This is a genomic window from Verrucomicrobiota bacterium (assembly GCA_039192515.1).
GTDB lineage: Bacteria > Verrucomicrobiota > Verrucomicrobiia > Methylacidiphilales > JBCCWR01 > JBCCWR01.
The window spans coordinates 1-22,115 of the sequence record JBCCXA010000002.1 but is presented as its reverse complement, the minus strand read 5'-3'; the positions used below and the strand labels follow the sequence as shown (position 1 = coordinate 22,115).

The following is a 22,115-nucleotide window of genomic DNA, read 5'->3' as shown; positions in this document are numbered from 1 at the left end:
TAAGGAGAGGAATACAAATAGTAACTTAGCAATCGTAGCTATAAATATCCAGCTTCCTTGAAACTATAATAATTCTCTACGTTTTGACCACGCCCACCAATAATAAGATGGTCCACCAATTCAACCTGAAGCAAATCGCTAGCCTTCGCTAAATTTCTCGTGAATGCTAAATCGGCACTACTGGGCGAAGGGTCTCCCGAAGGATGATTGTGGACCACTATCAAACCAAAGGCCTTATAGGTCAAGGCTATGCGCATCACATCCCTAGGATGCGCAATGGTCTCATTCACTGTCCCGCGACTAAGCACTTCTAGTCCAATTAAACGAAGTCTGGTGTTAACTGCAAGGACTCTTAAACACTCGTGGTCTAGCATCCTCATTTCCTCGCCGACTAAAGTAATAACCGATTCGGGAGTGTCCAAAGGTGTATCTTTAGTTTTTGAATTGGACAACCTAACCCCCAATTCAAAGGCTGCCTTTAATTGTATTGCTTTGGCCATTCCAAGACCTTTAAGTCCCGCAAGTTCCTGAACACTTACTCGGCTTAAGCCATCTATTGAACCATAGCGCGCTAACAGTTCCTCACCTAAATCTATAGCTGATTTTCCTCTTACCCCAGTTCGCAACAAAATAGCTAAAAGCTCTGCTACTCTCAGAGCCCCAGGCCCTCTTTCCCATAATCGCTCACGAGGCCGCTCACATTGCTGCATTTCACTGATGGTGTGTGTCATCCGCAAAAACTAGAACAGTTTATAGTAATGCAAAGTATAAAAGTCTCCACTTGATCTAACCAATTATTTATTCGACTAAAAATAATTAAAACCATACGCTTGCGTATATGCATTTAACCAAACTCCCCTTTAGTCATTTATTTATGGCTCTACTAATAACCTCTAGTCTTACGGCATCAGAAAAACCCAATATCCTATGGTTAACAAGCGAAGATAACAGTGTAAAGTGGCTTGGTTGTTATGGAAACCCAAATGCTACTACCCCCAATATTGATCAATTTGCTAAAGAAGGATTTCGCTACACCAATTGTTTTGCCAATGCTCCAGTGTGTGCCCCATCACGTTCTACATGGATCACTGGAATTCACGCCTTGTCCATGGGCACACAACCCATGCGCAGTCGTTACCCTATACCAGATCAAATACGCTACTATCCTGAATACCTAAAAAAAGCAGGCTATTATGTGTCTAATCACTCTAAAACTGACTACAACATAGGAGGAAATAGAGTCGATAAGGAAGTCTGGGATAAAAGTAAAGGTAATAACGCTGATTGGGAAATCATTAAAACTAAGCAGCCTTTCTTTACCATTATCAATGATGTAGAGAGTCATGAAACGAGAGCAAAAAAATTTGGAAAGTCACTAGAAAATAGCAAACATGACCCCTCTAAAGTTACTCTCCGCCGCTATCACCCAGACCTACCTATCGTCCGCAAGAACTATGCGATGTATCAAGATGCTGTGCAGCGTATGGATGCCAACTTTGGCAAAAAACTAGCTCGCTTAGAACAAGCAGGCCTCTCAGATAACACTATTGTCATTTACTGCTCTGACCACGGAGGCGTGCTTCCAAGAAGTAAACGCTTCCTCTTTGATTCGGGTATACACACTCCTCTAATTATTCGCATTCCAGAGAAATACAAGCATCTATGGCCTAATCAAAAACTAGGAACTACAGTAGAGCGCTTGGTGAGCTTTATTGATATGCCAAAAACTTGGCTGAGCTTAACTGGAGCAGAAATCCCCTCAGAAATGCAGGGTAGAATATTTCTTGGCAAGGACATAGAGCCTGAGCAAGCCTATCATTTTGCTTTTAGAGAAAGAATGGATGAGCGCTTTGATAATGTTAGAGCCGTACGAGACAAACGCTTCCTTTACATTAAGAATTATGCCCCATGGGCACCATATGGACAATACTTAGATTTTATGTTCAAAATGGCCACAACAGAGGCATGGGCCGCTCATCACAAAGCTGGTAAAACCGATGCCATCACTGGCCGTTTCTTTAATCCCAAGCCCTACTCAGAGGAACTTTATGACACAGAGAATGACCCCGATAATGTTACTAACCTTGCCAACAGTCCAGAGCACCAAACTACGCTCCAAAATATGCGCAAAGCGCTACGAAATTGGCAATTGGAAATCTTTGACTCAGGATTAATTCCAGAAAGCGAACGCATTAAAAGATCTGATGATCTCGATACCACAATTTATGAGATGGTGAGAAATAGGCAGCAATACAATCTGCCTGCCTATTTAGAAGCCGCGGACGTCGCCTTAGCTAATGACCCAGGCAATATCAACAAACTCATTGGTTTTTTAAATGACAGAGATGCTGGGATTCGTTACTGGGGAGCCACAGGCTGTGTCATGCTAAAAGAAAATGCTAACCCAGCAGAAGATGCACTGAAAAAATGCTTAGAAGACCCATCCCACGAAGTCAGAGGGTTTGCTGCATGGAGCTTATTTAATTTAGGCGAAAAGGACTTAGCCCTCAAAGCTTTGCAGAAAATGGTGATCGAGCCATCATATACCAAACTCCATACATTAAACATTCTCGATTACATGGGCGAAGAAGCCAAACCGGTTGTCTCAGCTCTAAAAGACTTCGACTGGAGCAATTACGAAGATGCACTAGATCCAAAATATACCGCCCGCATGGCCATTACATTATTTGAAAGCCATGGATTGGAGCAAGAAATCCCTAGTTTTGAAGCAATCATTAAATCTAAAAAGAAAAAGAAATAGCATAATTGTCCTCCAGGCTATTTCATCATCATATATCTACCTACTTGCACGAGACGGCATTTGCTCTTAGATTACGCAAGTTATGGCTAAACAAGACTTCGTAAAAATTGGGTTTCATAAGATTTCTAGCGATTTGGACTTTCTTATGGAATGCTTTCAGGAAGTTTTATTTGAGCTAGGTGAAAATGATGTAGCAAGTGCATTGCCATGGACGCAGCAAAAAAACCGTAAACGAAAAGGCCTTTCTAGCCGACTCTACCAGGCCTATTCCATCACCTTCCAACTCCTCAATATGATAGAGGAGAATGCTGCTGCACAAATGCGGCGTCAACGCTCCGACCGAAATCCCAATGTGCCTGAACCAGGACTATGGCTTGATTATTTCAATCAGCTACAAAAACAAAAAATTTCAGAAAACGAAATTAGTAAAATCCTACCCCATATATGTATTGAACCCGTTCTTACAGCCCATCCTACTGAAGCCAAACGAGCCACAGTTCTGCGTCAGCACCGTGAGCTGTATATTCTGATGGTCGAACGGGAAAACAAAATGTGGACAAAAAATGAACTCTCCTCAAATCGTGAGAAAATTAAAGCGGTTCTTGAGCGTATATGGAGAACAGGTGAGATCAGCTCGCGCAAACCCGATATACAGCATGAACAAAAAGCGATTCTCCACCACTTACGAGATGTATTTCCTCACGCATTAAAGGCTCTGGACACTTCACTCCTGCAAGCCTGGGAAAAGAAAGGTTTTTCACCTAAAAACCTAAATGAACCGAGTGCTTTCCCAAATGTAAGGTTTGGCACCTGGGTTGGCGGTGATAGAGACGGCCACCCCTTTGTCACACCTGATGTCACAGAAAAAACTCTAGAGGAACTAAGAACACAGGCACTATTAATCATTTATAGAGAGTTAAATCCACTCCCACGAAAGTTGGCTTTATCTACTGACTTTTACCCGTGCCCAGAACCCTTGACTAAAGCTCTTAAAAGACATTCTAGGCTTTTACCCGAATTATCTTCAACCCAACAGCAATACCATAGTAAAGAGCCATTCCGTCAGTTCTCTAATCTTATTTTGGACCGACTACCTATAGATTTCGGTGAAAATCATGATCAGTACCTAAAGTTTAAAGAGCATTCCCTTGCCTATCACAGTCCTAAGGAACTCTTATCTGACCTAAACATACTCAGAGAAAGCTTGCTAGAAGTAGGGGCCAGAAGGCTCGCTCAGATTGAAATAGATCCTATTATTCGCATAGTAGAAACCTTTGGCTTTCATCTTGCTTCTTTAGATATTCGCCAGAACAGTGCCTTTCATGATCTTGCTATTTCTCAGATTTTATCATCTGCTAAAATTCCGGATGGGCGTCTCTACCCAGAATGGCCCTATGAAAAAAAGCTTTCATTCCTTCTCAAAGAGCTGAAGTCTCCTCGCCCTTTCCTTCCTCCTAACACGCCTATGGAAGATGAAGCAAGTCGCGTTTTAGGATGCTACCGGGTTCTCACTAAGCACGTAAAACAATATGGAACCGAGGGTCTAGGATGCCTTATTGTAAGCATGACAAGGGATGTCACAGACTTGCTAGCTATCTATCTTTTTGCTAGAGAAACTGGCCTAGCTACTTTTAAAAATAAACAGCTCATCTGCCCGTTACCAGTTGTACCCTTATTTGAAACGATTCGAGACCTTAAACAAAGCTCTCTCATTATGGATCAACTCTTGTCGATCCCTGCGATCAAAGCATCGCTAAAAGCACAGGCGAAAAAAACCTCTACTCCAAAAATGCTCAATCAGCACATTATGGTAGGTTATAGTGATAGTAACAAGGACGGAGGTATCATTACTTCTCAATGGTCGCTACATCAAGCTCAGTTAAAGCTCACCAAACTTGTTAAAAAACATGGCCTCTCTTTTACTTTTTTCCATGGACGGGGAGGAACCATTAGCCGAGGCGCAGGGCCGACTCATCGCTTCTTAGAGGCACTACCTTCCGGATGTCTTACTAACGGAAAAATACGACTCACAGAACAAGGTGAGTCCATCGCGCAAAAGTATACTAATTTCATTACAACTACTTATAATCTAGAGTTACTTCTAGCGGGCACAGCCGCGACTACTTTGCGACACAAGAACGCCCACGCAGAAGAACAAGAAGAGCATCAAGTAGCTGAGCTGCTAGCTAATTGGAGTGAAAACGTCTACAGAGAATTTCTCAATACTAAAGGATTCATCGACTTTTATCGTTCCGCAACACCGATTGATGTGCTTGAGCAAAGTAGGATTGGTTCAAGGCCTGCTCGCAGAACAGGAGCTAAATCACTTGCTGATCTCAGAGCTATCCCTTGGGTCTTTAGCTGGAATCAATCACGCTTCTATCTTACAGGATGGTTTGGTACGGGTTCAGCACTAGAAAAACTACGCTCTGAAAAGCCAGATCTCTTTATTCTTTTACAAAGGAGAATTCAAAAATGGGCCTTCACTCGTTATGTCTTAAGTAATATTGACACCAGCATGCACAGTGCTGATATGCAAATCGCCTATCATTATGCGCAACTTACTAAAGACCCAGCAATCTGCAAAAAGTTTTACAACGCCATAAAACAAGAATGGCTACGAACAGAGTATATGATTAATCTATTGTTTGGAGGAAATTCTTTGGAGCAAAGAAGACCTCGCCTTCATAAAACTCTTCACCTCCGTCAAGAACCACTCTCCATCCTCCATCGCGAGCAAATACAGCTTTTAAAAGATTGGCGTAGCACGAAATCCTCCACACAGAAATCCAAGTTGCTTACAGACTTATTAATTTCTGTCAATGCTATTGCCTCAGGTCTTAGAACCACAGGCTAACTTGTTTGATATAGATATTCGACAGCTAAGCCCTAATCCTCTATACATGAATGAGATGGAAGTGGAAAAAAATCATCAAGATTCTTCACAGGGCGAGATTCGCTGCTACGAGAAAGATGAAATTATTTTTTCTGAAAATGAAGTACCTGATGGTGTCTATATCGTAAAAGATGGAGTCGTCGAGATTTTTCATACGGTCACTAATGATAAGGATGGCAAATCAGCTGAGCTCCAGCTGGGCCGTATTGGTGTGCGGGGTATGTTTGGTGAAATGGGATTAATCGACCATCATCCACGATGTGCATCTGCTAGAGCCCTTGGTCCTACCAGATGCATCTTTATAGATAGAAAGGAATTCAACAATCACCTTTCAAGCTTACCTCCTTGGGTATCTATCCTTATAAAAAGTTTTGTAGCACGTTTGCGAGAAAGTAACCGCCTTCTTTATCAGGTCCTTGAGGACAACAAGACAAAATACGTGGAAGAGTCAGAACTTCTAATTCACCACGGCTCCGAAGAGTCCAATAGCAATGAGAAATCTCATTCAAATACGGTAACCCAGGTTCTCAAAGTTCTTGGTCATGAGGAATAGCCTACATTCTGCTATTGAGGCTGTTTTAAATGTAAATACGTAATTTGAGAACTAGTTCTAATTCAATTTAAAGATCCAAAGCGCTTCTGCGTTTCTACTTCCTAGGAATCTTTACTTTCGCCTTCGCTTGCTTGTAAAAGCTAAGCTCAGACGATATAACTAAATACATCCTCGTGGACTCTCTTTTCCTCCGGTTCAAGTCTTTACCTATCTCATTAAATTTTTATTACTTAATCAGGATTTAAAATACGGCTAGCTTGCTTCTTCTTGTGCCATGTGCTGCTCTTGCTCGAACCAAACTGGATCATAAATGCCCGTATCGATTACTTGAAACTGGGAATCCTGCAAAACACCTACGTAACGACATGCGCAGTCGATGCAAAAATTCCAGCTAATAACCTGGCCATTTTTTTCTAATTTTCTTTCGCGCACGTCATTTCCAACAGTATGTCCCACGATTTGGTGAATATTGCGTAGTGGTTTAAACAACTGCCAGTCCAGCCAAATAATTCCGCCTTCACGAGTCTTTCCTCCTCTTGAAACGTCTGGCTCGATTGCGTCATGTGGTTCATTTAATGCAGCACTAATTATAGCCTCATTACACTTTTGCTCAATCCACTTCAAGTCCAAGGTCCTTCCCGGAGGACGGAAAACGACATCAGAAACCCCAGCGTGACTGATTAGCCAACCTTGCTCAATTTTATAAAGCTGAAAGCGATTCCAGTCATCACTCGTAATAATTGAATTAATGATCATCTGCTTCTCTTCCGTGTAACCCGAACATTTTAAATAGTCATTATGTGGGAAGCGATAGTGCATATCATGGTTACCCAGTAAGAAAGTGGCATTAGGAAAGCGCATAAGGGTTTCTTTTAACCAAATAGCTGTTCGCATGGTTTGCGCATACTCTGTTTCTCTATCAAAAAAATCCCCTAGAAAAACGAGATTATCGTGAGGCACTGATTGAAGGAAATCATTTACCCAATCGATGCGATTATGGATGTCTGGGATAATAAGTGTCTTCATATCAAATATGTGACCATTGGCTCTACGAACCCCTCCATAGTACTAGAGATATTCATTCTAGCGGCAAGCGTAACTTATAGTTAAACTTCCCATTCAGAGCTTCTTTTCATGAAAATATAAAGTTCTCGGCTAGCCCACGCATCCGTAGCAGCATAGTTAATTTGAGCACTTGATAATTTTTCCTTACTCCAATCCGTCACTTGTGACCCTTTTGATAAACGAAATCCTAAAAGAATCGCGCATAAATTTCTTAAGCCTGTTTGACGAAATTGATGGGTTTGTGCTAGCTTTCCCAAATCCACAAAGCCATTTGGTTCAAATTCAAAAATCTCGTTAAGCTTTTTGATATCTTGATCCAGGGCAACACCAGTTTTTAGCACTTTCTTATCAGAAAGGATCTCTGCGAAACCTGCAAAGTTTTTTAATGAAGGCAAACGAAACAAGAAGACTTTATCTGAAGTCGCAAATTGTAGCAAAGAGGGTAAAAAAGATTGTTTCTTACGAAAAGAAGGCTTGGTCTCTGTATCAAAGCCTAGGACCTTCTCTGCTTCCAATTCTAAAATAGCTCGGGCTGCTGCTTTGTCTGAATCTACCCAGACGATTGGCCCCTCGTAGCGCTTCAACGGAAGCTTGTTAATAGCTTCTTTAGTAATTGAGCGACCATCAGCTTCTTCTTCAACTTCGACAGAAGAGCTTCCTGCTCTAGTATCTTTTGCTTTCCCTTTGAAGCGTGCGAATATCTTTGCGAGAATGCTCGTCATATTAATTATGAAAGTATGAAAATAGGTATATTACCTAAATTTACCAGATAATTTAACTTCGACTGGTACATAACTCTGTGAGAGAATTTATTTAGAAAATTTATTGCTGATCACTTTTTTAGAGAGAGACCTGACGAATTCAGTGATCCTAAATTAAACAGCAGTTTTATGGCGTATAACTAAAATCTTGCATTATACTATTACTTTTCTCTATCTAGTTAACTAAGTATATGAATGAAACCCTCTCTACTACCGGATTCCCACCTCTGCTTCGTTCGGCGTGGTTTTCTTTAAATCAAGCTTTTAGACAACGTCTACTAGCTCAAAACAAGAATCTTACACCTAACCAGTTTACAGTTTTAAGATGGCTTACCGAACATCCTGATGGGTCCTTGTCTCAAAAAGATATGACTAACTTGATGACAAGTGACGCTAACACTATTGCTTCTCTTATGAATAGAATGGAAAAAGATGGCCTACTTACCCGCAAGCCTCACCCCAACGATCAGAGGTGTAATATGCTTTCTATTACTGAAAAGGGTGCTCAATGCTACCAAGGGATCATTCCTCTTGCTGAAAAGCTTAAAGGTGAAATTACTGCATCCCTTACTCCAGAAGAAATAGCTCAATTTGAAAAGCTGTTAAAGAAGATCGCTGCCGCAAGCCTTAAGGCAGTAAAAAATAATAGTTAGCCAATCTCTGTTTTATTAAATGCCAACGAGAGGCAGAATTTTCCTCATTGTAGCACTTATTCCAAAAAAGCTTCTCCAGATCCGTATGGAGATTATAGATTTTCTTTAGCAGTAAAAAATTTCCCCTCCAACCTGGGAGTTAAGTCACCACATTATAAAATATTTAACTTACTCCGATGAATATCTTGTGAGCAAGATCATTACAGTTGGGCTAAAACATCATAGGTTATTTTATCATCCATATTTACTTATCGTAAAAGCAACTATAGTATTAAATCTTCCGCTAAGCCTTACTGGACCCGCATTAGCGGGAGATGAAAGTTTCGAAGTAAAAAGTGTCACCTATAGGCAAACGGACTCAAATCCCGCACTTTATCATTCTGGTCTAATTAAGCTCTACCACCAATTTTTAAGTGTTGGGGCAAATGTCCATTATTTTACTCATTATGTAGAGAATCAGCCTGGTAAAAAAATTGCTAGTAAAGGACTTTTGTTCCAGGACCATACAGGGAGACATTACTTTTTTAGCAATGAATTAAAGCGTCCAAAAAACATTTCTAAGGTCCATTTACAAGAACATGGACATCTGCCTACTTGTTCCCATGCTTCAGCAGCTAACAACATGAACACTCGGACTTCTTTGACGTATAGAAAAGAGCTCCTGTATGAAGACTTAGATACATTTACATATCATTAATTTCGTTCCGAATCCGAGAGTACGTTCCTCGGCCTCCTGTTCGCCCGCCGTTTCTGAACGGCGGGCGGTTTCATTTTTACAATCTTTTAAGTTGATCCCCGTAGACTATCTCTATATTTTTAATTTCTTTATCTTTGCACCCGTAGCTCAACTGGATAGAGCACCTGACTACGGATCAGGAGGTTTGGGGTTCGAATCCCTACGGGTGTGATACTTTCTTAGTTGAACACTGGCTATTATTATTCAGCTGGAAGCGCATACCAGATTGCTGAGAGTAGCCCAAAAGTGACCAATGTTTGCCTACCTGATACTTCATAATCAAAAGCCTGCTCCAAGATTCATCAAAGGTTTCTTATTCAAAATCATGAGTATATAGCTTAAACCACAAGCAAGAGAGTCGACCAGGACGTATCTATCGCGTTATCTGAGCGCAGACCTTATAAGCTTCGATCAAACGCACGGAGTGTCAATCCTGATAGATTAGAGACATGGTTCTAATAAGGTGAGATTCCTGTAAGAGAGTCTCTATGCTTGTGCGGGTCAAGATCTTGCACAGATCTTTTGGTCTTCACGGTATCATTCAGGCTTCATAGAAGTTAAAATGATATGAAGTGACATCACTTTTTAAAAAACGGTAATGGTTCTCAGCGCTATCTCTAACCTCTTCAAATACTCAGACCTTGGAATATGATAAGCTCCTAAACGCTCAGTATGATTGGTTAGCATCTGGGTATCAAAGAGCTGATAGCCTGATTTTTGCAGCCTTTCCATAAGGTGAAACAAAGCAACCGTTGACGCATTTGACTCCCTATAAAACATGGACTCTCCAGCAAAAAAGGCTCCCAAACTCACCCCATATACACCCCCAACTAATTCTTTATTAAGCCAGCACTCAACACTGTGCGCATACCCCCTTTTATGCAATTGTGAATAAGCAGCAATAAATTCTTGTGAAATCCATGTTTCCTCTCTGCCTTTGGCTGGCTTCGCGCAGCTTTTTATAACCTGCTCGAAAGCTTGATCAAAGGTCACTGCAAATTTCCTTTGCTTAATGACCCTTTGCACTCGTCTCGATAAATGAAAACGATGCATATCAAAAACAGCCCTTGGATCCGGAGACCACCAGGAAATGGGTTCAACCGACCAGGGAAAAATGCCTCGATGATAGGCTAGTATAAGCCTTTCTGGGGAGAGGTCCCCTCCAATAGCTAAAAGCCCATCCGGCCTGGCCTCCTCAGGACTTGGGAACCATAGCTCATCATTCAGAATTTTAATACTTAGCGGTTTCATAGTCGAAGCGGATCCAAAACCAGTCTTGCCAGACCAGTTAGAACACCAGCCTTTTACAGTAATTTATTTTATTTTGAGAAAATACTCAAATTAAAGACCAAGTTGTTCGATATCATATTTATCTTGCTTTATTCCAATAAATCACGTAAAAACTCTAGCATGAGATATTTTTTGACTATTCTGTGTTTAGGGACATTTATTTCGTTGAGCCAGGCAGATATACAGATGCCACCTAAGCCTACTTTTTATGACAAAGCAGGAACAGCATTAGCTAACATAGCATTTTCGCCAGCGGAACTTCTGGACTCTACCTACGAACTTACACTCACCGAAGGACCTACAGTGGGTTATAGTGTGGGCTTAGTTCGAGGAGCAAGCCGCATGGTTATGGATATCTTCGTAGGCACATTTGACCTCATTACATCTCCATTTCCAACCCAAACAATTAAAATGCCAGCCTTGGATTCAGGTCAAATAGACCCGGTTCCTCCAGCAGATCTAATTCATAATTGGTATTAGATTCCAATTTCAGAGCCTATGCTCAAGCCTTGTTTCTTTCAGCAAGGTTTTTTTATTTCCCTGCTCAGCTAGCCTGCTAGAACTAGCTGAGACGCAGCAGGATTTTACCGGCTCTCCCACCGCATTGAGCATGTGATATAGCTTCCTTAATAAGGCTAAGATCGTAAATTTTTTCTATCGGAAGCTTAAGTTTTCCTTCGACAACTAAGCTTGCAAGAGATTGCATCATAACATCAATGTCCTTAGAACTAGCCTCATTATACCAGCGAGTCATCCAAAAACCTTTAAAAGTCATATCCGCAAAAATTAAAAGGCTATTGGCTATTGAAACGGGTTTCATTCCCATAGCACCATAAGTAACATGAATTCCACCTGGAGCTAAGCACTTAGCGACACTAGCAGCATTCTCACCCCCTACCGCATTAAGCCCTAACTTGGGCAAGTCATCACCTAATTCCTTGCGGACTTTTTTATGGAACCCACTACTATCCAAAATAACAATATCAGCTCCTAAGCTTTTCAGTTCGTCGATCAGAGAATCTCTTCTCACAACATTGATTGTTTGAATGCCACACGCAGCGCAAATCTGTATAACAGACCTACCTACTGCTGAATTAGCTGCATTTTGAATCACCCAGTCTCCAGGCTTTAATTTGACAAAATGATTCAGCATGCACCAAGCCGTTGGGGGGTTTACATACATCATTGAAGCCTGCTCTGGGCTTAACCCATGAGGAAATACCAACAAGTCTCCAGCAAAAACAACAGCCCTTTGACACCAGCTTCCTGTCGTCACCGGTAACTTGACTAAAGCACCTACAAAGACTTCTTCCTGATAAACACCCTCACCAACTTCTTGAATCTCTCCTACTCCTTCAATTCCAGGCACAGCAGGAAGCTCAGGCTTCACACCATACACACCTTGAATCATATTAAGATCCGCTGGATTAATTGGTGCTATAAGCATTTTCACCAGCACCTCTCCAGGGCCGAGCTTAGGAAGCTCTTTGTCCTTAAGCTCAATAACCTCAGCTGGATCACCAAAGCTACCAAACGTTGCTACACTATAAGTATGGCTCACTTCAGACTTCTCCTAAGTCTAGTCGAGGGATAAGATAGCTACACATTCCTGCTGCAGCTGCTCCGCGGACACCCATTATACCATCTTCTAACACCAGGCACCTTTCGGGCGCAACTCCCAGTTTTCCAGCGGCCAATAAAAACATATCCGGAGCTGGCTTACCTTTTGCCACATCCGCAGGAGTCACCACAATTTTAAAGGTGTCGACTAAACCAACTGATTCCAACAAACGCATCACGACTCTGCGAAAACCCCCAGAGACAACAGCCACTTTTTGGTCGCGAGACACTTCACGAGCTAGTGAAACCACAGGTCCAATAGGTTCTACTTCGCATACTCTCTCCATGAAAAGTTTCTCTTTTGTATGAGCTACCTCTTTTGCGTCTAGATTCCCTCCATACTTTTCATTGAGAATATTCACTATATGGTCAGTTGCCGTTCCTCCTAAGTCATAAAACAGATCCTTGGGAAAACCGTAAGGAGCATCATGCTCTTTCAGGGCCTCACACCAGGCCTTATAATGAACTGGCATGGAATTAACCAAGGTGCCATCACAGTCAAACAAATAGCCATCAAAATCCACTTTAGGAAATCTGAACATGAGCAGGAATATACAGGCTACTCTCAGCTAGTCCAGACTTGGCATACTAAACTTATTGTTATCAGACTGAATATTTTGGCCATACCACTTACGCCAATTAATTTCATTCCTCCCGCTTTCGAATGCTTCCTCAGCCAAAGCAAACCACATGATACTCAAACAACAAGCGTATAGGGTATAGAGAGGCGCTATTTCCAACATGAAGAGTCCGTGCATAACGCAAATTACCCCTAATAACAGTGAAAGAGGGCAAAGAATCTTAGCTAACATAAGCTGGCCTCCTATTTAAAAAATCACTTAGATCTATCCGATGCCTTGCTCTTGCCAAAGGCGATTCCGTAAAACCTCTTCTTTCCCAGCTTGAGTCTGATATGTCGCTGTCGCAATGTATACAACTGCAAGCATTAGCCTCCCAATCTGGGCGATTCATATCTTCTCCACACTGATAGCAATGTATGTATGTTTCCATAATGATGTTCTCCTTTTTATTTTCGATGAGAACATCATTCCATAAACCATGGGACATTGATTGTCCCATGGTTTATTTTTATAAAAATTTTTATTCCTTGCTAAAATGGGAAAACTAACAAACCTAAGCAATTCGCTTCTGAACATCTTCTTGAGTGAAGAGCCACAGAGACTCTAAACCTTCTTTGACAGTGGTTTTAACTGAAGGTAGATCTGTTTGATTGGAAACTGTTGCCTTATTAAAGAAGTAGAATTTAATTTTGGGCTCAGTTCCTGAAGCACGCACCGCGATTCTTGCGCCGCCTGACAAGTGGAATATAAGCATCAATTCTTTTGGAATAGCCTTACCGTCTATATCTTGATAATCTTCCTCTTTAAAATTCTGCACTTTTTCAACTTTCAAATTATTAAAATGCTCAGGCACCTCATCCTTATAAGACTGCAGAAGCTTCTGGATCTTTGCCGCTCCTTCCGCTCCCTCAAAAGTTAGTGTTCCTAACTTTTCAAAATAAAAGCCAAACTTTAAGTAAATCTGATCCAAATATTCGAGAACTGTTATTCCCTTTGCTTTTGTGTAAGCCGCAGCCTCAGCAAACATTAGAACTGCGGCATTCGCATCTTTATCTCGAACATAGTCGCCACCCGAGTAACCATAGCTCTCCTCACCACCAAAGACGAAGTAAGTGCTCTTTTCTAATAACTTAGAACGCCATTCTATATCAGAAGCATCTCCTCTTCCTCCAGCTTGCTCTTCATAACCACCAAGCTTCTCTCCTATATACTTAAACCCTGTCAAGGTCTCAACACATTTCACACCATACGACTCTGCTAATACCTTCTGTAGGTCCGTTGTTACAAATGTCTTAATCAAGGCGGCGTTCTTCGCATTTGCACTGTTCAATATGCTCTGTTCGAAGAGCTTTTCTAATCTGTATGCTGCCATAATTGTTCCAATCATGTTACCAGTAATGACCTCGTATTCACCTATAGAATTCCTTACAGCAACACCCATTCGATCAGCATCTGGATCTGTAGCCATTAATAAATCTGCTTGCTCTCTTTTTGCTTGCTCTATCCCTAATGTTAGAGCTTCTGCATTCTCAGGATTGGGCGACTTCACCGTAGGGAATCGCCCATCGCCCTTTTCTTGTTCCGGCACGACACTAAAGCGAAAATCAAATTTACCAAGCACATCAGGGATAGTTCTCATTCCCGTTCCGTGAATCGGTGTAAAAACGATTTTTAGGGAACCCGCTTGCTGCTTGATCAAATCAGCATCTAGCACCAAAGAACCTACTCCATTCGCATAAGCCTTATCCACCTCTTGGCTAATGGAATGGATAACCCCTAATTTTCGAGCCATATTCTGCACGCGGCCTGATTTCACCTCTAACACCTCTTTAATTATACCTGAGGCATGCGGTTCAACTATCTGTGCCCCATCCTGAAAATAGACCTTATAGCCATTATCATGTGAAGGATTATGACTAGCAGTAATCATCACGCCTGCATGAGCTTCTAAAAAACGAACGGCAAATGAAAGCTCGGGAGTCGAGCGATCTGCCTCAAATAAATAAGCACTCAACCCCATTTCAGATGCGGTTTTCGCAGTCAGCTCGGCAAATTGTCTAGAAAAAAAACGCGTATCATGGGATATGACCAGCTTGGGCGTCACATCAGTAAACTTTTTAGATAAATAGCTACACAAGCCTTGGGTTGCCCTACCAATATTGAAAAAATTCATCACATTAGTCCCCACTGCAGGATATTGAGGGCAATCTAACTCCATGGAAGTGCCACGTTCGACTGAAGTGACTTCGCGTCCAATGGTGCGGCCACGAATCCCTCCAGTTCCGAAAGCCAACGTCTTGAAAAAGCGGTCATTTAATTCTCTCCACTGCTCCTTTCCCAGCAGCTCCGCCATGCTATCTTTTTCCCATTGTTCACAGCCAGGTTGCTGGAAATACAATTTGATGTTCCCAGCAGAAGATCCCATTAATTTCCCAGCATCAACCGCATCTTTAAGTTTTTTATCCAAATCACTCATCACTAAGCTATGAAGCTAAGCAATGCCTCTTATGATTTTCAAGCTAATGCTTATTTATATTGATATAAGGACAACTAGATCTACTCAATCCTCACAAAAAAATCTATAATTATATAATTTAACATTGTCTTATCCATCCCATAGCGGCTAAAAAAGCCCGGATCGATCCATGAAACGAATGAAAACACGCGGCGCTGTTCTTGATCTTGGCAGCAATACTATAAAGCTAATGCTAGCCGAGCAATTCAATGGAAATCTTCATATCCATAAAGAAAAACGTTATCCAACTCGGCTAGCTACAAGAATGAATCAAACTGGTAGACTTAGCAAAAGAGCAATCAAAGAGTCGCTTATGGTTTTGCGTGAAATTAAAAAAATAACTGAGTCTTTTGATGCATTCAAGCTTGTTGCAGTAGGAACAAGTGCAACTAGATCGGCTACAAATAGCCAAGATTTCCTAGCACCTGCTCAGCAAATAATTAGATGCCCCATACGTATTGTATCGGGAAAGCTTGAAGGTCAGCTTGTCTACCAAGCGCTTATGACTCATAAAAAGTGGCGAACGAAACCTATTCTAGCTAGTGATTTGGGAGGAGGTAGTATTGAGATACTTGCTGGAGAAAATGAAAGACTAACTTTCTGTCGAAGCCTTCCACTCGGTGCAGTCAGAATCCAAGAGACCCTAATACAAAAGCTCCCACCGCCTGCACCTAATATCAAAAGGGCCCAAGACCTCATCATCTCAAAATTTCTTCGCATCAAAAAGAAACTCCTTGAAATGAGTGCCTATTCTACTTTTCCCCAAGAAATGATTGCCTCAGGGGGCACAAGCTACGCATTAGCTTGCATGACACTGAGAGAACAAGGCATAAAGCAGCCACAGCATCAGACTGAAGGAACTCGGATTTCTAGGTCCAAAATCCAGCAACTCCTCCAAACTCTTTCCTCTTATAGTGCCGAACAACTAGCAAGAAAGTTCCATATTCCATCTGACCGTGCCGACATTATAACAGCTGGAACTTTAGTTTTATCAACCGCCCTTGAAACATTTGAAATGAAAAGTTTGATCTGTTCAAATAGAGGTGTCCGTATTGGAGCTTGGTCAAATTGGATATGTAGCGAACCTATCAAAAAAGTCATACATGTCTGCTAATCTATACGAACACATGCTCAAAGAAGCTAATGATTACATGCAAAAAATTGAGCTTGAGCCTGAGCATGTCCTCCAAGTTCATGCTCTCGCCACATCACTCTTTGATCAAAGCAAAAAAATCCACCGATTTAGCACTAGGGAAAGAAAAATCCTAGAAGCAGCCGCATTACTACATGACATTGGTTGGTCACAATCACCAACTGGAAAAAAACACCATAAGATTTCTGCTCAAATGATTCTTGAGCACGAATGGCATTCAACTAATATTCAAGATGTCATCCTCATTGCTCAAATCGCGCGCTACCATCGGAAAGCTTTACCGAAAGTTAAACATAAGGCCTTTCAATCCCTATCCCCTAATGATCAAAAAATAGTCACCATTAATGCCGCTCTATTACGAATTGCTGATGCTTTAGACCGTTCGCACTCGTCATTAATCTCTGAAATTTTTTTCAACCTCTCGGAAGAAACATGGACTTTAACCGCCGTTAGCTCAACTAATTGCGCCAATGAAATCTCAGCTTTCCAAAAAAAGAGTAACCTATTTAACCAATATTTTAAAACAAATCTAAAACTTGAGTTTAAAATCCCAGACCACCATCCTTACTCAAGTCGCAAAAGAGCATGACTTGGACAACTCGCATTACTGGATTTATCCTTATACTCGCCTTTGGCTTCTTAGCTGCTGTCTACATGCGCTACTATGTGCACCCTAAAGAGCACGCTATTATCCTATTTATAGCTCCTGCGGTCTCTCCAGAGCTATTTTCCAAAGCCACTCAAGATAACCCTCTTTCTTCTCAGAAACTCTATTCACTCTTTAATCAATCCACTATTATCACTTCACACCTAACTGATTATCAGAAAAGCTCACCTCGCGAGCTTCTCTCATCTCTTGCATCGGGTCAGCTTATACCTCCAGGCCAAGTAGGTTATAACGAACAAAATAAAACTGTAGATACACTTCTATACTCTGCTCAACGTAAAGCTAGAACCGTAGGAATTATTACGACTACCAATTTTGGGTCAGCAGGTGCCAGTGCTTTTTACACCCATACATATGAGCCTGATGACCTTTATCAAAATACGCTTCAAGCTTTCGACAATACACGCATCAATGTCCTTCTCTCTGCTGGTATAGCACTACCGAAACCATCTCAACCAATGAGCGAGGAGGAAGTTCGCACGGTCATCAATGATGCTAAATCAATGGGATATAGAATTGCCAATGACCAAAAATCTCTCTTCGAAATCCCTAACTGGTCTTCACGGCTCATTTTTGGAGCCTTTGGCAAAAATAGCCTACTCTACCATCCTAGAATAAAGAGACTGGAGCCTAGTACTATACGCACTGTTTCTCTTGCCTCACTAGCTCAGCGAGCCATCCTAGCCCTGCAGTACAACATACGTGGCTACTTTCTGGTAGTTGATGACCAATCGATACTATACAGCAAGTATGCAAAGAGTAAGAATATGACCACACAGTATACGCAAGACCTCCTGAATTCCATTCACACCGCAAAGGATTACGCTGGCGACAATCTCATACTTTGCCTCTACATTCCGTACCAATTGGCCACAAACCCGACCGCAAACGCAACTCAGATAGAGTATGATTCACTCAACCAAATCACCGACCACTCTCACGGTTTGTTTTTTATGCATAGCAGAAAAAAGATTGTCCTCCCTGCATTTAGTACGCTACAAGAAATTTACGAGATTTTAAATGATGAGCTCTAGCAGTATAGCACACATGAATGTCCAGTTATCTCCGAGATGTACTACTTGTATCTTGAAGGATAGCGCGAGATAGGCCCGTAGGATTTACTCCTTGTGACTCTTGCTCAAATCAAAAAATTTTTAGAAAAAAAAAATCTATGTCCACTTAAGCACTTAGGTCAGAATTTTCTCATTGATGAAAATATTTGTCTACAAATCGTCAGTTACCTTAAAACCCCTATAAAAGAGGCTGTTTACGAAATTGGGCCCGGCCTTGGAGTTCTCACAGAACATCTTATTAACCAAGGGCGAAAGATAACTGCTTTTGAATTAGACATGGGCTATTGCCGACATCTCGCTAATCTATTCTCACGAGACCAACTAACTGTGGTCCACGGTGATGTTATGAATACCTTGGTTGAACATCCAGCACCTCAAGGACTTATTGGAAACCTGCCCTATAACATCACCACCCCTCTCCTGCTTGAAATTGGTAAATTTTCTGATCTTCCTAAGGAATTAGTTATCACCATCCAAAAAGAGGTTGGCGACCGCCTTTTAGCCTGTCAAAACACCAAAGATTATGGTGCTACCACCGTATTTCTTCAGCACCTTTTTAGAATAACTATAAAGCGAACGCTTACACCCGACGTGTTTTATCCACAACCTAAAGTGCAATCTGCTATTTTACGCTTAGAAAGAAAAGAGCCATATCCAAGCCAAGAACAGAGATCCAAGTTTCACCACTTCGTAAAAATAGGCTTTTCGCAACGACGCAAAAAACTCAGAAACACGCTTAATATTCCACTAGATGAACGTCCTCAACACATAGATGTAAAGGACTGGTGGCAACTTTTTCTAAAATATCGCTCTTCTTTATAGTCAATCTAGGATAACTAACATAAATGGAAGATATTTTTGACATTGTTAATGAAAAAGATGAGGTAATTGGAGATGCGCCCCGGTCAATCATTCACCAAAAGCGCCATCTTCATAGAGCCACACATATGCTCATTTACAACAATACTGGCCAAATTCTTCTACAACTCCGATCAAAAGAAAAAGATCGGCATCCTAACAAATGGGACTCTTCCGCCAGCGGCCATGTGGATAGAGGGGAAGACTACTTCACAGCAGCAATACGTGAAACCATTGAAGAACTCGGCATTTCGCCTGCTCCAGATTTTAAAGAAATTGCTTATATCCAAGTCACTCCTCAGACAGATAACGAGTTTGTAAAACTTTACCTCGGCCACCACTTAGGCCCTTTTAAGCCTTGTCCTAACGAGATTAAAAAAGTTCAATGGTTTACACCCAATGACATCTCAGAACTTATCCATCGCCATCCCACAAAGTGCGCGCCTGCTTTTAGTTTTATTTGGCAAACTTACAGAGAAAAGATTTTAAAAGAGATGGAAAGCTAAAGAATAGACTTATTCTCCAAGCATCTTGCGTCAGAAGTTCTTAACATTGATATGTGAACAACACCATTGAAGACCGGGGTTACGAGGCCAGACGCCCTAAAAATGATTCCTAAGCCGTGAAAGAACGCTAAAGCTCTATACTTTCTGAAGGTTCAAACTGCGAAGCTGTCTTGAGTTTCACCCAAGAAGCATGGCGCTTTCTTAAGGCATTGCCAATAGAACCTTCAGCTAGATCAGGCCGGTTACAATCTTCACTAAGATGCCCAAGAATCAAATGATTGAGCCGCTTCGTAACCACCTCTTCAACCAGTCCTGCAGCCCCATCATTAGATAAATGTCCATGTCTAGCCATAATTCTTTGCTTAACAGCCCAAGGTCTTTTTGTATCCTCTCTTAATAATTGCCCATCATAGTTAGCCTCTAGAATCATCAAATCCACTTTTCTCATTCTTTCTTTAACTGCATGTGTCGCATACCCTAGGTCTGTTAAGAATCCAATGCGCTTTTGTCCACGCTGAAATACGAAACCAACAGGGTCATAAGCATCATGAGGTATAGGAAATGACTCTATTTCTAAATTGCCAATTCGGAAGGGCTTTCCTGTTATAAATAGATTCCAACGACCAAAAGAACTTAGCTTAGGCTTTAAGTATTCCGACGTTAAGCGATTACAAAACACTGGTATCCCATGTTTACAAGCAAGAATATTTAGGCCCTTAGTATGATCAATGTGCTCATGGGTTAGCAATATGGCCTGGATTTCTCTAATTCCCACGCCAACTAAATTTAATCTCTTCTCCATCTCTCTTCCGCTGAATCCAACATCTACTAGAAATTTGCCTTCATCTGACTCAATTAGCGTGGCATTACCAGCACTTCCACTGCCCAAGACTGTTAATTTCATTTCCACTATCTAATGTCTCTCAAATACTATGTTTGCTTGCAAGAAATAGTTGGTCTAAAATATGCTCTATATGGCAAATGTAGGGCTACATCAGACACTGCAAACATCACAAACTCTCTCTCCCCAGATGCAGCAGTCCTTGCATCTTCTTCAAGCGCCTGTTTTAGAATTGAGAACCCTCGTCCAACAAGAGCTGGTTGCAAATCCCGTATTAGACGAGTCACAGCCTGAGAAAGAAACAAGTGAAGAAGAGGATTGGGACAAGGAATTAGAGGAGCTTCGTCAACATGATGAGGATTGGCGCGAATATTTTAGCCAAAATGCTCCAAGTAGTTACACGTCTGCGGAGGCTCAGGAAAGACGCCAGTTTCTTTTTGATTCTCAAGTTGAGCAAGAAACCCTCTCAGACCACTTACTTGGACAGCTTACACTCTCTACCAATAATGAAGAAGTGCTGCGCGTTGGCGAAGAAATCATTGGCAATGTTGACGATGACGGCTTTTTCAAGGCCTCTCTTGAAGAAGTAGCGATGGCAGCTCAAGTGCAGATTAAAGTGGCACATGAAACCTTGGACCTCATCCAAACCTTTCACCCACCAGGCATTGCTGCCATGGACCTTCGTGAAACACTCATGATACAACTTCGCCAGAGAGGCAAAGAAAGAGACCTAGAATACCAGATTGTTAAAAATTCGCTCTCTGAGCTAGGACGCAAAAGATACCAAGATCTTGCACGACGCTATAAGGCCAGCCTTACGCAAATACAAGAAGCTGCAACGTATATTAGTAACCTTCAGCCACGACCAGGGGCTTCATTTTCGCCTGACCAACCTCAAAATGTTGTCCAACCCGAAGCTGCTTTTGTCGAACGTGATGGAAATTGGACCGTTCAGCTCAATGATGAACCAGTCCCTCGCTTACGCATTAGCGATACCTATAAGGACCTTTTAGGAAAGAACGCCAAAGATAGTGGGCTACGCGATTATCTAAGAGATAAAATAAGAGCAGGCAAATTTCTTATCAAGTGCCTTCACCAGCGCCAAAGCACCATCAGTAGTATTCTGCAACAAATTGCTCACAAACAAGTGGATTTTCTCAATAATGGCGTGAGCGAGCTTAAGCCACTAACGATGAGTCAGGTTGCAGATATAGTTGGAGTGCACGAAACTACTGTTAGCCGAGCTATTGCCAATAAATATGTGCAAACACCATGGGGTATTTTTCCCATAAAATACTTTTTTACTTCTGGTTATCAAACAGCCGATGGAAAGTCTCTGGCTAACACCAGCATCAAAGATGCAATAGCTGACCTTGTTAGCCGTGAAGACCTTGCTAAGCCCCTTTCTGACTCAGAGATAGTTAAGGTTTTAAAAGAGAGAGGCATTGATCTCGCTCGACGCACGGTCGCAAAGTATCGTGCTGAACTCAATATTTTACCTTCAAATCTACGCAAACAATTATAACTATTTGCCTTTAGATTTGATTAAAACCCAGAATTATTTGTTTCCCAACAATAGTCAATAT

21 protein-coding genes and 1 tRNA gene are annotated in these 22,115 nt (G+C 41.6%); 13 read left to right on the top strand and 9 right to left on the bottom strand.

Annotated elements, in window-relative coordinates:
* Nucleotides 1-38 precede the first annotated feature (38 nt).
* Nucleotides 39-731, bottom strand: coding sequence for a DNA repair protein RadC (gene radC / locus AAGA18_01530; GenBank protein MEM9444008.1), 693 nt, complete (start codon nt 729-731; stop codon nt 39-41).
* Nucleotides 732-874: 143 nt separating this feature from the next.
* Between radC and AAGA18_01525 the strand changes: the two genes are divergently transcribed.
* The 3 genes from AAGA18_01525 (at nt 875) to AAGA18_01515 (ending at nt 6,210) form a co-directional block, all read left to right on the top strand.
* Nucleotides 875-2,761, top strand: coding sequence for a sulfatase-like hydrolase/transferase (locus tag AAGA18_01525; GenBank protein ID MEM9444007.1), 1,887 nt, complete (start codon nt 875-877; stop codon nt 2,759-2,761).
* 82 nt (nt 2,762-2,843) lie between these two features.
* Nucleotides 2,844-5,618, top strand: a complete 2,775-nt coding sequence (locus AAGA18_01520; protein ID MEM9444006.1) for a phosphoenolpyruvate carboxylase — start codon at nt 2,844-2,846, stop codon at nt 5,616-5,618.
* Nucleotides 5,619-5,664: 46 nt separating this feature from the next.
* The gene (locus AAGA18_01515; protein ID MEM9444005.1) at nt 5,665-6,210 is read left to right on the top strand and encodes a cyclic nucleotide-binding domain-containing protein; all 546 of its coding nucleotides are present in this window, start codon (nt 5,665-5,667) and stop codon (nt 6,208-6,210) included.
* 252 nt (nt 6,211-6,462) lie between these two features.
* On the opposite strand, the gene AAGA18_01510 is transcribed toward AAGA18_01515, so the two are convergent.
* Nucleotides 6,463-7,236 carry a metallophosphoesterase gene (locus AAGA18_01510; protein ID MEM9444004.1) on the bottom strand — a complete coding sequence of 258 codons (774 nt, stop codon included), beginning with the start codon at nt 7,234-7,236 and terminating at the stop codon, nt 6,463-6,465.
* An 80-nt stretch (nt 7,237-7,316) separates the two neighbouring features.
* A complete protein-coding gene (locus AAGA18_01505) occupies nt 7,317-7,997 on the bottom strand; it encodes a 3'-5' exonuclease (GenBank protein MEM9444003.1) in 681 nt (226 codons plus the stop codon).
* A gap of 230 nt (nt 7,998-8,227) precedes the next feature.
* Here AAGA18_01505 and AAGA18_01500 point away from each other — a divergent pair, with 230 nt between their 5' ends.
* From AAGA18_01500 to AAGA18_01490, 3 genes are all read left to right on the top strand, one after another.
* Nucleotides 8,228-8,689 (top strand): MarR family transcriptional regulator, encoded by a 462-nt coding sequence (locus tag AAGA18_01500; protein MEM9444002.1) that lies wholly within the window; start codon nt 8,228-8,230, stop codon nt 8,687-8,689.
* A 187-nt stretch (nt 8,690-8,876) separates the two neighbouring features.
* Nucleotides 8,877-9,386 (top strand): hypothetical protein, encoded by a 510-nt coding sequence (locus tag AAGA18_01495; GenBank protein ID MEM9444001.1) that lies wholly within the window; start codon nt 8,877-8,879, stop codon nt 9,384-9,386.
* Nucleotides 9,387-9,522: 136 nt separating this feature from the next.
* Nucleotides 9,523-9,596, top strand: a tRNA-Arg gene (locus AAGA18_01490).
* A gap of 414 nt (nt 9,597-10,010) precedes the next feature.
* Here the strand turns inward: AAGA18_01490 and aat are convergent.
* Nucleotides 10,011-10,676 carry a leucyl/phenylalanyl-tRNA--protein transferase gene (aat, locus tag AAGA18_01485; GenBank protein ID MEM9444000.1) on the bottom strand — a complete coding sequence of 222 codons (666 nt, stop codon included), beginning with the start codon at nt 10,674-10,676 and terminating at the stop codon, nt 10,011-10,013.
* Between the two features lie 159 nt (nt 10,677-10,835).
* Here aat and AAGA18_01480 point away from each other — a divergent pair, with 159 nt between their 5' ends.
* The gene (locus AAGA18_01480) at nt 10,836-11,195 is read left to right on the top strand and encodes an exosortase system-associated protein, TIGR04073 family (protein MEM9443999.1); all 360 of its coding nucleotides are present in this window, start codon (nt 10,836-10,838) and stop codon (nt 11,193-11,195) included.
* Between the two features lie 82 nt (nt 11,196-11,277).
* Here the strand turns inward: AAGA18_01480 and AAGA18_01475 are convergent, their stop codons facing one another.
* The 4 genes from AAGA18_01475 to AAGA18_01460 all read right to left on the bottom strand — a co-directional run bounded on the left by AAGA18_01475 (nt 11,278) and on the right by AAGA18_01460 (nt 15,392).
* On the bottom strand, nt 11,278-12,276 hold the full coding sequence (locus tag AAGA18_01475) for a 2-enoyl thioester reductase domain-containing protein (protein ID MEM9443998.1): 999 nt from the start codon (nt 12,274-12,276) through the stop codon (nt 11,278-11,280).
* A 1-nt stretch (nt 12,277) separates the two neighbouring features.
* A complete protein-coding gene (locus AAGA18_01470; protein MEM9443997.1) occupies nt 12,278-12,877 on the bottom strand; it encodes an HAD family phosphatase in 600 nt (199 codons plus the stop codon).
* Nucleotides 12,878-12,904: 27 nt separating this feature from the next.
* The gene (locus AAGA18_01465; protein ID MEM9443996.1) at nt 12,905-13,147 is read right to left on the bottom strand and encodes a hypothetical protein; all 243 of its coding nucleotides are present in this window, start codon (nt 13,145-13,147) and stop codon (nt 12,905-12,907) included.
* 322 nt (nt 13,148-13,469) lie between these two features.
* Nucleotides 13,470-15,392, bottom strand: a complete 1,923-nt coding sequence (locus AAGA18_01460; protein ID MEM9443995.1) for a phospho-sugar mutase — start codon at nt 15,390-15,392, stop codon at nt 13,470-13,472.
* A gap of 169 nt (nt 15,393-15,561) precedes the next feature.
* Between AAGA18_01460 and AAGA18_01455 the strand changes: the two genes are divergently transcribed.
* The 5 genes from AAGA18_01455 to AAGA18_01435 all read left to right on the top strand — a co-directional run bounded on the left by AAGA18_01455 (nt 15,562) and on the right by AAGA18_01435 (nt 19,688).
* Nucleotides 15,562-16,545, top strand: a complete 984-nt coding sequence (locus AAGA18_01455; protein ID MEM9443994.1) for a hypothetical protein — start codon at nt 15,562-15,564, stop codon at nt 16,543-16,545.
* A complete protein-coding gene (locus tag AAGA18_01450; protein ID MEM9443993.1) occupies nt 16,535-17,173 on the top strand; it encodes an HD domain-containing protein in 639 nt (212 codons plus the stop codon). The genes AAGA18_01455 and AAGA18_01450 overlap by 11 nt, the downstream gene beginning before the upstream one ends.
* On the top strand, nt 17,170-18,285 hold the full coding sequence (locus AAGA18_01445) for an alkaline phosphatase (GenBank protein MEM9443992.1): 1,116 nt from the start codon (nt 17,170-17,172) through the stop codon (nt 18,283-18,285). The genes AAGA18_01450 and AAGA18_01445 overlap by 4 nt, the downstream gene beginning before the upstream one ends.
* A 93-nt stretch (nt 18,286-18,378) precedes the next feature.
* Nucleotides 18,379-19,146, top strand: a complete 768-nt coding sequence (gene rsmA, locus AAGA18_01440) for a 16S rRNA (adenine(1518)-N(6)/adenine(1519)-N(6))-dimethyltransferase RsmA (GenBank protein ID MEM9443991.1) — start codon at nt 18,379-18,381, stop codon at nt 19,144-19,146.
* A 23-nt stretch (nt 19,147-19,169) separates the two neighbouring features.
* Nucleotides 19,170-19,688, top strand: coding sequence for an NUDIX domain-containing protein (locus AAGA18_01435; GenBank protein MEM9443990.1), 519 nt, complete (start codon nt 19,170-19,172; stop codon nt 19,686-19,688).
* A gap of 127 nt (nt 19,689-19,815) precedes the next feature.
* Here AAGA18_01435 and AAGA18_01430 read toward each other — a convergent pair whose 3' ends face one another.
* The gene (locus tag AAGA18_01430; protein ID MEM9443989.1) at nt 19,816-20,592 is read right to left on the bottom strand and encodes an MBL fold metallo-hydrolase; all 777 of its coding nucleotides are present in this window, start codon (nt 20,590-20,592) and stop codon (nt 19,816-19,818) included.
* Between the two features lie 61 nt (nt 20,593-20,653).
* On the opposite strand from AAGA18_01430, the gene rpoN reads away from it, so the two are divergent.
* Nucleotides 20,654-22,054, top strand: a complete 1,401-nt coding sequence (gene rpoN / locus AAGA18_01425) for an RNA polymerase factor sigma-54 (GenBank protein ID MEM9443988.1) — start codon at nt 20,654-20,656, stop codon at nt 22,052-22,054.
* Nucleotides 22,055-22,115 lie beyond the last annotated feature (61 nt).

Coding starts and splice junctions, on each gene's coding strand:
- radC (MEM9444008.1), bottom strand. CDS start 731: ATGACACACACCATCAGTGAAATGCAGCAATGTGAGCGGCCTCGTGAG.
- AAGA18_01525 (MEM9444007.1), top strand. CDS start 875: ATGGCTCTACTAATAACCTCTAGTCTTACGGCATCAGAAAAACCCAAT.
- AAGA18_01520 (MEM9444006.1), top strand. CDS start 2,844: ATGGCTAAACAAGACTTCGTAAAAATTGGGTTTCATAAGATTTCTAGC.
- AAGA18_01515 (MEM9444005.1), top strand. CDS start 5,665: ATGAATGAGATGGAAGTGGAAAAAAATCATCAAGATTCTTCACAGGGC.
- AAGA18_01510 (MEM9444004.1), bottom strand. CDS start 7,236: ATGAAGACACTTATTATCCCAGACATCCATAATCGCATCGATTGGGTA.
- AAGA18_01505 (MEM9444003.1), bottom strand. CDS start 7,997: ATGACGAGCATTCTCGCAAAGATATTCGCACGCTTCAAAGGGAAAGCA.
- AAGA18_01500 (MEM9444002.1), top strand. CDS start 8,228: ATGAATGAAACCCTCTCTACTACCGGATTCCCACCTCTGCTTCGTTCG.
- aat (MEM9444000.1), bottom strand. CDS start 10,676: ATGAAACCGCTAAGTATTAAAATTCTGAATGATGAGCTATGGTTCCCA.
- AAGA18_01480 (MEM9443999.1), top strand. CDS start 10,836: ATGAGATATTTTTTGACTATTCTGTGTTTAGGGACATTTATTTCGTTG.
- AAGA18_01470 (MEM9443997.1), bottom strand. CDS start 12,877: ATGTTCAGATTTCCTAAAGTGGATTTTGATGGCTATTTGTTTGACTGT.
- AAGA18_01465 (MEM9443996.1), bottom strand. CDS start 13,147: ATGTTAGCTAAGATTCTTTGCCCTCTTTCACTGTTATTAGGGGTAATT.
- AAGA18_01460 (MEM9443995.1), bottom strand. CDS start 15,392: ATGAGTGATTTGGATAAAAAACTTAAAGATGCGGTTGATGCTGGGAAA.
- AAGA18_01455 (MEM9443994.1), top strand. CDS start 15,562: ATGAAACGAATGAAAACACGCGGCGCTGTTCTTGATCTTGGCAGCAAT.
- AAGA18_01450 (MEM9443993.1), top strand. CDS start 16,535: ATGTCTGCTAATCTATACGAACACATGCTCAAAGAAGCTAATGATTAC.
- AAGA18_01445 (MEM9443992.1), top strand. CDS start 17,170: ATGACTTGGACAACTCGCATTACTGGATTTATCCTTATACTCGCCTTT.
- AAGA18_01435 (MEM9443990.1), top strand. CDS start 19,170: ATGGAAGATATTTTTGACATTGTTAATGAAAAAGATGAGGTAATTGGA.
- AAGA18_01430 (MEM9443989.1), bottom strand. CDS start 20,592: ATGAAATTAACAGTCTTGGGCAGTGGAAGTGCTGGTAATGCCACGCTA.
- rpoN (MEM9443988.1), top strand. CDS start 20,654: ATGCTCTATATGGCAAATGTAGGGCTACATCAGACACTGCAAACATCA.